General features: G+C 66.8%; 6 protein-coding genes. All 6 read right to left on the bottom strand.

Going from position 1 to position 12924, the window contains the following annotated elements:
* Positions 1-47 precede the first annotated feature (47 nt).
* Positions 48-2255 (bottom strand): S9 family peptidase, encoded by a 2208-nt coding sequence (locus tag SPHPHY_RS0108635; RefSeq protein ID WP_022686284.1) that lies wholly within the window; start codon positions 2253-2255, stop codon positions 48-50.
* 131 nt (positions 2256-2386) lie between these two features.
* Entirely contained in the window at positions 2387-4690 is a 2304-nt protein-coding gene (locus tag SPHPHY_RS0108630; RefSeq protein WP_043130859.1) for a GH92 family glycosyl hydrolase, read from the bottom strand.
* 20 nt (positions 4691-4710) lie between these two features.
* The gene (locus SPHPHY_RS0108625; RefSeq protein ID WP_231370467.1) at positions 4711-6990 is read right to left on the bottom strand and encodes a GH92 family glycosyl hydrolase; all 2280 of its coding nucleotides are present in this window, start codon (positions 6988-6990) and stop codon (positions 4711-4713) included.
* 63 nt (positions 6991-7053) lie between these two features.
* Positions 7054-8103 carry a glycoside hydrolase family 43 protein gene (locus SPHPHY_RS0108620; RefSeq protein ID WP_022686281.1) on the bottom strand — a complete coding sequence of 350 codons (1050 nt, stop codon included), beginning with the start codon at positions 8101-8103 and terminating at the stop codon, positions 7054-7056.
* A gap of 93 nt (positions 8104-8196) precedes the next feature.
* Entirely contained in the window at positions 8197-11247 is a 3051-nt protein-coding gene (locus tag SPHPHY_RS0108615; protein WP_028056667.1) for a TonB-dependent receptor, read from the bottom strand.
* A gap of 255 nt (positions 11248-11502) precedes the next feature.
* Positions 11503-12717, bottom strand: coding sequence for an ROK family transcriptional regulator (locus tag SPHPHY_RS19760; protein ID WP_043130854.1), 1215 nt, complete (start codon positions 12715-12717; stop codon positions 11503-11505).
* Positions 12718-12924 lie beyond the last annotated feature (207 nt).

Below are 12924 nucleotides of genomic sequence, written 5' to 3'. Positions count from 1 at the left end.
GTCGCGACCGCGCCGTAGCGCCGCAATTTTCGAAAAGCCAGCAAGCTCTACTTCGCGCCGCTGCCGACATGCTGTTCCAGGAAGCGCTCGATCGTCGTCCACACGTGGATGTCGCGCGACGCCGAATGGGTCTTGCCGGGATACAGCATCATGTCGAACGGCATGTTCGCGGCCTGCAGTTCGGCAGCGACCTTCGTGGAATTGTCGAGGAACACGTTATCGTCGGCCATGCCGTGCATCAGCAGCAGCGGCATGACGATCTTCTTCGGATCGATCACCGCGCGCGATGCGTCATAGGCGACACCGTCGACCCGCGGATCGCCCATGTAGCGCTCGGTGTAATGCGTGTCGTACAGGTGCCAGTCGCTGACCGGCGCGCCCGACACCGCCGCGGCATAGACGCGCTGGTCGGCCTCGATCATCTTGAGCGACATGTAGCCGCCGTACGACCAGCCGAAGGTCGCGACGCGCGCCGGATCGACGAACGCCAGCGTCTTGAGGTAGTCCGCGCCCTTGCGCTGGTCGGCGACTTCCACCGTTCCCATCGCGTGCCAGATCGCGCTTTCGAAATCGACGCCGCGGTTCGGCGAGCCGCGATTGTCGAGCTCGAAATAGATCCAGCCTTTCCCGACCAGATGCTGGATCAGCGGGTTCTTCCAGTTGCGCGCGACGCCCTGCGATCCCGGTCCGCCATAATGCTGGAAGAACACCGGATAACGCTTGCCCGGCTCCAGCTTCGGCGTGACCATCTGCCAATATAGGTCGGTGCTGCCGTCGGCGGCCTTGATCGTGCCGTATTGCATCGGCCGGTGCGCGGACAGGTACGGCGCATAGGGGTGTGCCCCCTCGACGCGATTTTCGTTGATCCACGCCACGCGCTTGCCGTCCGCATCGGCCAGATAGGTCTGCGGCGGCTGCGCCGGGTTCGATCGCGTCACCAGGAAGTGCTGCGCCGTGCCGTCCGCAGTGACGCTGTTGTACCAGCCGCGCTCGGTCAGGCGCGTGATCGCCCCGCGTTTCAGGTCCAGCGCGTAGAGGTGCTGCTCCAGCACGTCGTCCTTGTTGGCGAGGAAATAGACGCGCCCCTTCGGCTCGTCGACCGCGACCAGCCCGGTCACGACCCAAGCGCCCTTGGTCAGCTGCGTCCAGCGCCCGTCCTTCAGCCGCCACAGATGCGCGAAGCCATCGCGCTCCGATCGCCACAACAGGCTGCCATCCTCCATCAGGCGATAGCTGTCGGAAAGGTTGATCCAGCTCTTCGCGCGCGCATTCTCGGTGAAGAGGATCGTCGACTTGCCGGTCGCGGGGTCGACGCGCAGCACGTCGATCTTTGTCTGCGCGCGGTTCTCGCGCTGCACCAGCAACGCCGACCCATCGGGCAGCCAGTCGACCCGCGCCAGATAGATGTCGGGATCACCGCCGAGATCCACCTTCACCTTGCCCGATCCGTCGGCGCGCATCACGTACAGGTCGACCAGCACGTTCGGCGTGCCGGCCGCGGGATAGCGTTGCTCGTAGATGTTCGTGCCCGTCGCGCCGATCGCGGCGCGGGTGAAGACCTTCACCGGCGCTTCGTCGAACCGCTCGACCGCGAGGTAGCGATCGTCGGGGCTCCACCAGTAACCGTCGGTGCGGTGCATCTCCTCCTGCGCGACGAATTCCGCCTCGCCGAAGTGCACGGTGTCGCGCCCCTCGCCGGTCAGCGCGCGCGCTGCGCCGCCGGCCAGCGGCTGCACCCAGACGTTCTGGTCGCGCACATAGCTGACGAAGCCGCCGCGCGGGGAGACATTGGCGTTGAGCACGCCGCCGGGCACGTCGGTGATCCGGCGCGCCTGCCCGTCGATCGTCGCCAGATAAAGGTCGCCGTCGAGCGGCACGAGCAGGCTGCGCCCGTCCGCGGCCCAATCATAGGCGACGATGCCCTTCAGCGCGCCGATCCGCGCCCGCTCGCGCTGCATCTTCTCCGCCTCCGACAGCGCGGCGCCGGTGCCGATCTTCAGGCTGTCGACCAGCATCCGTTCCGCACCGGTCCGCGTGTCGCGGGCCCACAGGTCGAGCCGGTCCTTGTCGTCGGCGCGCGCCCGCAGGAAGGTAAGCAGGGCGCCGTCCGGCGACAGCTTCAGCGCGCGCGGCTGCGGCCCGGCAAGGTCGGGCGCGGCGAACACCCGCTCCAGCGACAGCGGCGGCGTTTGCGCCTCACCCACGGCCGCAAACCCCGTCGTCGCCAGCGCGGCGGCGATAAACCACTTGTGCATCGAGAGCCTCCCTCACGCTGCCGGTCGTGGCAAAGATCGCCCGGGGAGGACAGCGGAAAGTTGTCGCTTTTTATACCAGCTCCGCATTCCCGACGACCCGCCAGGTCGGGAGACCGGGGCAGCGAACGACGCTACGCCGCCGCACGCCCGAACGACGGCGGCCGGTCACGCGGATCGACCCCGAAACGTGACGGTGCCGCGCCCATCGTGAACTCCAGCTCGCCCCCTTGGACGAGGTCGGCGTGCGCGATCCAGTTGCGCGTCCACGGCCGCCCGTTCCAGCGCACCGACTGTACGTAGGGCCGGTCCGGCGCATTGCCGATCGCGCGCACGCGCAGCCGTCGCCCGCCGCCCAGCGTCAGTTTCGCGGCGTCGAACAGCGGCGATCCGAACACATAGACGGCGCTGACCGGATCGACCGGGTAGAAGCCCAGCGACGACAGCACGAACCACGCGCTCGTCTGTCCGCAATCGTCGTTGCCGATCACGCCGTCGGGATCGTCCTTGTACATCTCGGTGCACAGCCGCCGCACCATCGCCTGCGTCTTCCACGGCGCGCCGGCGAAGGCGTAGAGATAGGCGGCGTGCTGGTCGGGCTCGTTCCCGTGCGCATATTGGCCGACCAGCCCGCTGATGTCCGGCGGCGCGTTCTTCGGCAGCGTCGACGGCGCGGCGAACAGCGCATCCAGCTTTGCAACGAACTTCGCGTCACCGCCCATATGCGCGATCAGGCCGTAGCTGTCGTGCTGATTCAGGAACGTCGCCTGCCAGCCGTTCGCCTCGGTATAGTCGCGCCACCACGGTTTGGGCATGTGGCCCAGCTCGATGGGGTCGTAATCCTTCCACCAAGTACGATCGGCGAAGCGCGGCCGTGCGAAACCGATCGACGCGTCGATGACGTGGCGCCAGTTGCGAGAGCGCGCACGCAATGCCGCGGCGTCGGCGGACGCGCCGGCAGCCTCGGCGATCACCGCCGCCGCCCAATCGTCATAGGCATATTCCTGCGTGCGGCTGACCGATTCGAATACCTTGTCGGCCGGGACGTAGCCGAGGTCCATGTACCAGCCCCGGCCAAGCGAATTATCCTGGTCCTTGAAGTCGCGGTCGAATGCCCGCCGGCGGATGTTCGGCCACGCCGCAGCGTAATCCGCCTTGATCCCCTTGCGGCACGCCTCGGCGAGTACCGGGACGGCGTGCCACCCGATCATCGTGCCGGTCTCGACGCCCTGCAACGGCCAGGACGGCGGACCATAGGGGCTCTCCGCGGTCTGGCGCACGAGGTCGCGCGTCAGCAGCGCCGCGTGACCGGGCCTGACCAGCGTCATCAGCGGGTGGAACGCGCGATACGTATCCCACAACGAATAGGCGCTGAACGCCTTCTCGCCCGCGGGCAGCGTGTGCACCTGCCGGTCGAGGCCGATGTAGCGCCCGTCGCGGTCGGTGAACGACGTCGGCCCCATGCTGCAATGATAGAAGGCGCTGGCCATGATCGTGCGCTGCGCATCGCTGCCGCCCGCCACCTGCACCGCGTCCAGCTCCTTCGCCCACACGCGCCGCGCGGCGGTGGCGGTCGCGTCGAAGTTCCAGCCGGGTGCCTCTGCCGCCAGCGCCGCCTTCGCACCTGCCACGTCGACTGCGGAGATGCCGGTCTTGATCAGCAGCGGCGCCTCGCCGGCATCGTCGAAGAAGAAGGCCACCTTCAGCCGCTCGCCCTGGACGCCGTTCGTGGCCGGGCGGTCGTCGCTGAAGAACTGCACCCGGTCGGGCGTGCGCGACAGCCGCATCGCGAAGTGAATGCGCCGCCCCTTCGCCCAGCGATGCACACGCCGGCTGCCGGTCAGCAGTCCGTCCTCGTCGAGATGCAGCGACGCCTCGTCGAGCAGCACGCCCTTGTCCCACACGTCCAGGATCATGTGCGCGAAATCGACCAGCACATGCCCCTCGCCCTTCGGGAATGTGTAGCGATGCCATCCGGTCCGCTCGGTCGCGGTCAGCTCCGCGAGCACGCCGGACTCCAGCCGCACGCGGTAATAGCCGGGCTCGGCCTGTTCGTCGGAGAAGCGCTGACGATAGCCCTTGTCGGGATCGGACAGCGGTCCGGGCACCAGCTGCAGCGCCCCGCGCGTCGGCACCACCAGCACGTCGAGCATGTCCCCGATCCCGGTGCCCGACAGATGCGTGTGGCTGAACCCCATGATCGAGCCGTCGCTGCGGTGGTAGCCCGAGCATGCGTCCCAGCGCGTGTTGTCGGTATCCGGCGACAATTGCACCATGCCGAACGGCATCGTCGCGCCGGGGAAGGTGTGGCCGTGCCCGCCGGTGCCGACGAACAGGTCGGGCCGCCCCGCGACCGGCCGCTGCGCGTGCGCCGCTCCCGGCAGCCCGGCGCCGGCCAGCCCGACGCCCGCCAGCCCGACGCCCGCCGCCGCCATCATCGCCTCGCGACGCGTGGTCGTCACTTCGGCTTGCCCATCGAGAACGGCGCGTCCGCCGGTCGCGCTCCCCACGCCTTGTTCGGCGTCGGCCCCATCACGAAACGCAGGCTTCCGCCCGCCTGCAACGCCTCGCGCGAGAGCCAGGGCTTGTCGTGCGGAACGCCGTTCAACGTCGCCGACTGGATATAGACATTGTCGCGCCCGTTGTTCTCGGCGTCGATCGTCAGCACCTTGCCGCCCGGCATCGTCACGCGCACGGTGCGGAACAGCGGGCTGCCGATCGCATATTGCCCGACCGTCGGCGTCACCGGGTAGAAGCCCAGCGCGGAGAAGACGTACCACGCCGACGTCTGGCCATTGTCCTCGTCGCCGGGATAGCCGTCCGGCGCGGAGGAATAGAGTTTGCGCATCACCTCCCGCGCATGGAATTGCGCCTTCCACGGTGCGCCAGCCCAGTCATAGAGGTAGATCATGTGCTGGATCGGCTGGTTGCCATGCGCATACTGACCCATGTCGACGATCTGCATCTCGCGGATCTCGTGGATCACCTGCCCGTAATAACTGTCGTCGAACACCGGCGGGGTCGAGAACACCGAGTCCAGCCGCGCGACGAACTTCTCGCGCCCGCCCATCAGGTCGATCAGCCCCTGCACGTCCTGCATCACCGACCAGCTGTAATGGATCGAATTGCCCTCGGTGAAGGCGTCGCCCCATTTGTACGGACTGAACGGCGTCGACCAAGAACCGTCGCGGTTGCGCCCGCGCATCCAGCCGCTCTGCGCGTCGAACAGCTTGCGGTAATTCTGCGCCTGCGCGGCATATTTGCGCGCGTCGTCGGGCTTGCCGAGTGCGGCGGCCAGCCGCGACAGCGAGAAGTCGGCGGTGGCATATTCCAGCGTGCGCGCCGCATTCTCGTTGATGCCGACATCGTACGGGACATAGCCGAGCTGGTTGTACAGCTCGACGCCCTCGCGCCCGACCGCCGACACCACCTTGCCCTTGGCATCGCGTGGTCGCCCTTGCGAGGTCGTCGCGTTCTTCACCATCGCTTCGTACAGCGTGTTCACGTCGAACCCGCGCACACCGTTCAGATACGCGTCGGCGATCAGATTGGCCGAGTTCGATCCGATCATCACGCTGCGATGGCCGGGGCTCGCCCATTCGGGGAGCCAGCCGGATTCCTTGTACGTGTTGACCAGCCCCTGCATGATCTCGCCGTCACGCTCGGGATACATCAGCGCGAAGAACGGGAACACCGCGCGCCACGTGTCCCAGAAGCCATTGTCGGTATACAGCGGCCCGGCGTGCACCTTCCCGTCATACGGGCTGTAATGGACGGTCTGGCCCTTCGCATCGACTTCGTGGAACTGCCGCGGGAATTGCAGCATCCGCCACAGCGCCGAATAGAAGGTGCGGCGATTGTCGATGTCGGGGTCGTCGACCGCGATCCGGTCCAGCTCGCGCGTCCACGCCGCCTTGGCCTTGGCCTGGGTCTGCGCAAAGCCGTCACGCCCGATCTCGCGGTCGAGATTGCGTTGTGCCTGCTCCGCGCTGATGAACGACGACGCGACTCGCACGCCCACCTGCTCCCCCGCGCGGGTCCGGAACGACACCACCGCACCGACATGGTCACCCTCGGCGCGCGTCCCCGTCGTCACCGCGCCCGCGCCGTCGAAGGTGCGCGACACCGTGAAGTCGCGGTCGAACTCGGCGACGAACCAGTTGCGGAAATTGCCCGGCACCCCGCCGTGATTGTTGCGGACATAGCCGGTGATCCGCCGGCGCCTGGCGTCCACCGACACCATCGACCCTCCGGCGTATCCGTCGAGCAGCACGTGCGCCTGATCGCTCTTGGGGAAAGTGAAGCGGAAATGCGCCGCGCGTTCGGTCGGCGCCACCTCGGCGGTCACGTCGTAATCGGCGAGATAGACCTTGTAGCCGTAAGCGGTGCTGACCTCCGCCTTGTGGCTGAACCACGACGCGCGGTCCGCTTCCTTCACCTTCAGCGCGCCGGTCATCGGCAACAGCGCGAAGGCGGCGTAATCGTTCATCCACGGGCTGGGCTGGTGCGTCTGCTTGATGCCGTTGATCTTGTGCGCGCTGTACGTGTAGCCCCAGCCGTCACCCATCTTGCCGGTCACCGGCGTCCAGGCGTTCATGCCGAACGGCACCGCGATCGCCGGATAGGTGTTGCCATAGGACAGCTCGTAGCTGGAATCGGTGCCCATCAGCGGGTTGACCAGGTCGATCGCCGCAACCGGCGTCTCCTGCGCCAGGGTCAGCCCCGGGGTCGCGATCATCGTCCCCGCGCACAGTGCCGCGATCCATCCGCGCATCGGCTTCTTGCTCAACGATCGTTCCTCTCAGCGTAGCGGGCGGGGCGTGGTGACGCCGGTGTCGGTCAGCGTAACCGGCTCGATCGATCCATCGGCGGCGAAACGCATCCGCTCGATCGCGACCTGCCGATGTTCGCCCTTGTCGTCGCCCAGCGGGCGGCGGTGATAGACGATGTACCATTCGTCGGTGCCCGGCACGTTGACCACGGAATGGTGCCCTGCCCCGCGCGCGACCTTCATGTCCTGCGCCATGATCGTGCCGCGTTTCGTGAACGGCCCGACCGGGGACGTGCCCGTGGCATAGGCGACGCGATAGTCGGGGCCGGTCCATCCGCCTTCCGACCACATCAGGTAATAGACGCCCTTCCGCTTGATGACGAACGATCCCTCGACATAGCCGGGCGGCGTGATCTCCTTGAACGTCGAACCGTCGGCGTGCTTGCCGACCGTCTTCAGGTCCGCCGACAGCCGCACGACGTTACAATGCTTCCAGCCGCCGTAATAGAGATACACCTGTCCGTCGTCGTCGCGGAACACGAACGGGTCGATTGGCTGCGCGCCGTTGTGGAAGGCGCCGATCAACGGCTTGCCCAGCGCATCCCTGAACGGGCCGCCGGGCGTGTCGCTCACCGCCAGCCCGATGCCGCCATATTCCTTGTCGCTCTGGATGTCGTTGGCGCTGAAGAAGATGTAGTAGCGCCCGCCCGCCTCGATCGCCGTCGGGGCCCAGATCGCATAGGACGCCCAGGCGATGTTCTCGACATCCAGCACGCGGCGATGTTTCGTCCAGTGCACCAGGTCGGGCGAGGAGAAAGCGTCGAAGAAGGTCTGCTTGGCATAGGATGGCCGCACCATCCGCCGCTTGCGATCCTCGATCTGCCGCGCCGAGAAGCGCGACGCCGTCGCGGGGGTGGCGGGATCGTCGGAATAGGTCGGGTAGATCCAGTATTCACCCGCGAAGATGCGGATCTCCGGGTCGGCGTACCAGCCGGGCACGATCGGGTTGGCGGCGTGCACCGCGGCGGTCGCGAGCATGGCCGTACCGGCGACCAAGGTCGCAAAGCCCCATCTGTTCACCGCAAGTCTCCTGATGATCCGCCCCGTGTCGAAAAAAGCGGGTGGCCGCCGTGGCGACCACCCGTCAGGGGGGGGAAGGATTTCGGTCGTGCGTCAGAACTTGTATGACACGCCGACATAGGCGCGACGACCGGAATACACGTTCGAGATGAACCGCGCGTCGGTGTCGTTGCCCAGATGCTGGCGCTGTTCGGACTTGGTCAGGTTGATGACCGAGGCGCTCAGCACGAAATTCTCGAACAGATTGTACGATGCGTTCAGGTCGATCTGCTCATAGGGATCGTCATAGACGTTCAGCCCCGATTGCAGCCCGCGCACCACTTCGCCGCGGCGATTGTACGACGCGCGCAGCAACATGCGGTCGTTCTCGTAGAACAAGGATCCGTTGATCTGCGTCTTGGCGCTGCCGACCAGCGGCGAGCTGCCGACGTTCTGTCCCTCCAGCGTGATCTGCGCCACCGACGTGTCGTTGTAGGTGAAGTTCACCTGCGCACCGAGCCCGAACGGCAGCGTGTGCTGCGCGTACAGCTCGACGCCCTGCGACCGCGCGTTCGATCCGTTGGCGACGGTGCTGTACGGCTGGATCAGCTGCGGCGAACCGTTGACCACCTGCGTGACGTCCAGCACCAGCGGCACGATGAAGTCCGACACGTCCTTGCGGAACGCCGTCGCACCCAGCACCGACCCGCGCTTGAAATACCATTCCAGCCCGATGTCGTACTGCCACGCCTTGAACGGGTTCAGCGCGCCGTTGCCGCCCGACCCGGACCAGCCTTCGCGCTCGCCGAACTGGCGGCGGTCGAACGCATATTCCGCCGAGCGATAGGTCAGGTTGCGCTGCGAGCCGAGGTTGGTGAACGCCGGGCGCGCGATCACCCGCGCCACCGCGCCGCGCAGCAGCAGGTTATCGGTGACGTCGAACGACGCGTTCACGCTCGGCAACCAGTCGCTGTAGGTGCGCGTTTGGTCCAGCCGCGTGTTCACGATCGTCTCGCGCTGCGCCAGCGGCAGCGTGTTGCAATTGCCGTCCGGGCCGGCGGGCGGCGTCACGAACGGGCCGCCCGGTGCGTTGACGCAATAATCGTTGAGCAGCTGCAACCGGTCCGACGTGACGCCGGTCTGCTGCGTGTTGACGTAGCGCAGGCCCAGATTGCCGCGGAACCGCTCCGCCTTGAAGTTCGCCTGTGCGTAGCCCGCCCAGATCCGCTCGCCGATGCCATAGACGAAGCCGGTCTCGTCGACGCGTACCGCCTCGCCATAGCTGTCGTTCAGATAGCTCAGGTAATTGCCGAAATTGATCGCCGGAAACGCATTGCCGGTGAAGCCGCCGGCGATGTTGCCCAATGGCTTGTCGAAGAAGAAGCCCGGCCGCGTCGTCGCGGCGCCCGGCGTATCCTGATAACGCAGCTGCGTGGCCGGATCGGCATACCATTCGTTGCGCCCGGTCGAGCGGTTCACCTGTCCGTCCCGCCACTTCGCACCGACCTGCAGCGAATCGAGGAACGTGTCGAAGCGCCGCGTCAGGTCCAGTTGCGCATAGCGTTGCGCGATCGAGCTGCGGTTGAACGACGAATTCGTCGAACCCAGGTCGATCTGCGTCAGGCCATTGTTGATATTGTCCTGAAGGTCGGGCGAGAATTCGAAGTTCGCCGACTGATCGGTGAAGTTCCAGGCGCTGAACTGGTTGCCGTTGATCCCGACGATGCCGTTCACGACGCGCGGCTTGGCCGCCACGCTGAACCGCGCCGAGGGGCCGCCGGTCGCGCGGGTCTTGCCCAGCTTGAACACCGCCTCGAACCGGTCGCGCTTGAACGCACCCTCGACGTCGAACGTGTTCGAGACCGACTTCTCGCGGCTGTAGGTGCCGTAGATCTGCGGCGTCTCCATCGTGCACGGCGGCTGGTTGCCGACCTGCACGCGACAGCCGGTGCCGTCGGGCGGCACCTGGAACTGCGCCGACTGGAAGATCGTACCACTCTTGTCGAGCGTCGCGCCCGAGAAGAAATTGCCATACCCCCATTCCGGGATCTGGATGCCGTTGCTGACGAAATCGTCGTCGACCTGGAAGCGGAAGTAGTTCGCGGTAACGGTGAAATCGTCGAACGGCTTCATCTGCGCGGTCGCCTGGATGCCGAGCCGCTTGCGGTTCTGCTCGGTGATCGTCTGGCTGACCTGCTGCGGCGCCCAATAGCCGTCGAAGACCTGGTTCGACTGGGTCGTCGCACCCGTGTTCTCCGGCCAGTAGGAAACCGCATCGTCGTTCTCGAACGTATTGCCGTTCACATCGACCGCGGGCTTCTTGTTCCGGTCGTACGTCCACCAGTTCCAGCTCGACGCCGCCGCGCGGTGATCGCGCACCGTGCGCTCCTGATAGGTCGCGCCGACCAGGAAGCCGAGCGTCTCGTCCGGGTTCTTCCACGACAGCTGCCCGCCGATCTGCGGCTGCACCTTGTCGGTCACATCGGCATAGGTGCCCTCGACCGACACGAAACCGCTCAGCGATTTCAGGTCGAGCGGACGACGCGTGTGCAGGATGATCGTGCCACCGACGCCGCCTTCGTCCAGCCGCGCCTCGGGCGATTTGAACACGTCGACGCTGCCGATCATGTTCGACGGCAGCAACAGGTAGTTGAACGACCGCGACGGCTCGTTGTCGTCCGCCGACGCGATGAAATTGCCGTTAAGCTGCGTCAGCGTCAGGTCCGACTGCAGGCCACGGATGCTGACGCGCGATCCTTCGCCGCCGTCGCGGTCGATGATGATGCCCGGCACGCGCTGCAACGAGTCCGCGACGTTCTTGTCGGGGAATTTGCCGATATCCTCGGCGGTGATGACGTCGACGAAGGCGTTGGCCTCGCGCTTGCGGCTCAGGCTTTCCTCGATCGAGCGGCGGTATCCGGTGACGACGATGTCGCCCGCCGCCGCATCGCCGGCCGGCGCGACGCCCGCGTCCTGCGCGGTGCCGACGTTGCTCTCGGGCACCGTGCTCTGCGGTGTGGCGGCATCCGGCGCAACGGCCGGCGCGGTCGCGGGCGAGGTCTCCTGTGCCTGCGCAGCCACTGCGATGCTCAGCCCGGCGGTGGCGAGCAACAACGGCATGAAGCGGCGCGCGCACGGCGCGGCCCGACGATGACGAACGGACATAGAACCTCTCCCGCTGCCGGCCGGGTCGATGTCTCCCTGCCGGCTCCCTGTGCCGTCGCCCACTATCCCGCGCCGATGTTCCGGCGTCGGTTCACGATCATATTGGTATGGTCGTGCGATCGTGTCGACAGGACCTTTGTCGCAATATCGAAAGCAACTTGTCAATTAAAATGAGCGGAAAAGATTGCGAAACCAGCGCTTTAACTTACATCATGGTGGCGGTAGCGGTCTTGTTGTGGTCTTCGCGGCTCTGCGTCAGGCGCCCACCCGCACCGCTCCGTCGGCCGCCGCCGGCGCCTTCCACAGCGCGCCGGGCTTGGGCAGCAGGAAGTGGCTGAACGGCAGGATCGCGGCCCCCACTGCCGGCGCATCCTCGGAAAGCGCGGCGCGCTCGACGCGGGCCACGCTCGGCGCGTTGGTCGCAGCGCCGATCAGCGCGTTGGCGCGCGACGCCAGCAACTCCAGCAACCCGCTTGGCAAGCGCCCGCCGATCAACACCACTGCCGGATCGATCAGGCAATTGATCGCATCCAGCGGGGTACACAGCCGCCGTGCCGCGCGCTCGATCCACCGCTCGACGCTCGCACGCGCTTCAGGCGCCAGCTCGCCACGCCGCAGCACCGCATCCAGCTTCAATCCGTCGCCGCCCAGATGCTCCGCAAGTCCCGACAGCGATACCAGTCGCTGCACTTGCTCGCGCTGCCCGTTCTCGTCCGGCGCCAGCATGAAGCCCAGTTCGCCGCTGCGCCCGTGCGCGCCGCGCGCGTACACGCCGTCGCTGACGAACCCGCCCCCCAGGCCCGACGACAGCAGGATGTAGAAGAAATTGCCGTAACGCTGCCCCAGCCCCAGCTGCATCTCGCCCGATGCGGCCGCCGCTGCGTCATTCTCGACGAATACCGGCAACGCAAACGGCTGCGCGAAGAGCGCGGCGAAATCGGCACTTTCCCATTCCGCATAGGCGGCCGGTCGCCCCGGCAATTCGACCGATCCCAGGTCGTCTGGCACCGCCACCCCCACACCGACAAGCTGTGAGGCCTCGACCTCGGCGCTCTTCAACATCGCGCGCACCGAGCGGCGGTAGAAGGCCTGCACGTCGCCGGGCAGCGCGAAGTCGATCTCCTCCGACTTGCGCGACAGCGTCTGCCCCGCGAAATCGACCAGCACCAGCGTCACGTGGTCACGGTCGACGTTGATCCCGATCGCGTAACAGGCGTCGCGCCGCACGACGAGCCGCGTCGGTGGCTGCCCGCGCCCGCCACGCCGCTGCCCGGCCTCCTCGATCAGGCCATCCTGCAACAGGCGCTTGGTGATGTTGGCGATCGCCGGCGCGGTCAGCCCGGTGATATGCGCCAGTTCGACCCGCGTCAGCGCGCTGCCGACGCGGATCGCATGCAGCGTCACGCGCTGGTTATGATCGGCGGCACGCTCCAGGTTGGTGCCGGACAGGCGCGGCCGGTCGCGGGTCATGCCCGCATTCCGCTGCGAGCCAAGCCCCGTGCCGTGGTGGTCGCGGAAGCGGATCGACTTGCAGGCATCGGACACGTGCTGGCGCCGGTCCGTGATCGCGACGCGCGCCGTAGCTGGCGTCCCACGATCGTCGGATCGCAGGACGCTGGATCGCGCTTGAGGCCACGCCCGAATGCCGATGATCGCAGGATATTGATCTGGCTCGGC

This window comes from Sphingomonas phyllosphaerae 5.2, assembly GCF_000419605.1.
GTDB classification, from domain to species: Bacteria; Pseudomonadota; Alphaproteobacteria; order Sphingomonadales; family Sphingomonadaceae; genus Sphingomonas; species Sphingomonas phyllosphaerae_B.
The sequence above is the reverse complement of the archived record's forward strand: the minus strand, read 5'-3'. Positions and strand labels throughout refer to the sequence as shown.

Excerpts from the sequence above, each read along its gene's own strand:
- SPHPHY_RS19760 (WP_043130854.1), bottom strand. The coding sequence starts at position 12,717 with ATGACCCGCGACCGGCCGCGCCTGTCCGGCACCAACCTGGAGCGTGCC.
- SPHPHY_RS0108615 (WP_028056667.1), bottom strand. The coding sequence starts at position 11,247 with ATGTCCGTTCGTCATCGTCGGGCCGCGCCGTGCGCGCGCCGCTTCATG.
- SPHPHY_RS0108635 (WP_022686284.1), bottom strand. The coding sequence starts at position 2,255 with ATGCACAAGTGGTTTATCGCCGCCGCGCTGGCGACGACGGGGTTTGCG.
- SPHPHY_RS0108630 (WP_043130859.1), bottom strand. The coding sequence starts at position 4,690 with ATGATGGCGGCGGCGGGCGTCGGGCTGGCGGGCGTCGGGCTGGCCGGC.
- SPHPHY_RS0108625 (WP_231370467.1), bottom strand. The coding sequence starts at position 6,990 with ATGATCGCGACCCCGGGGCTGACCCTGGCGCAGGAGACGCCGGTTGCG.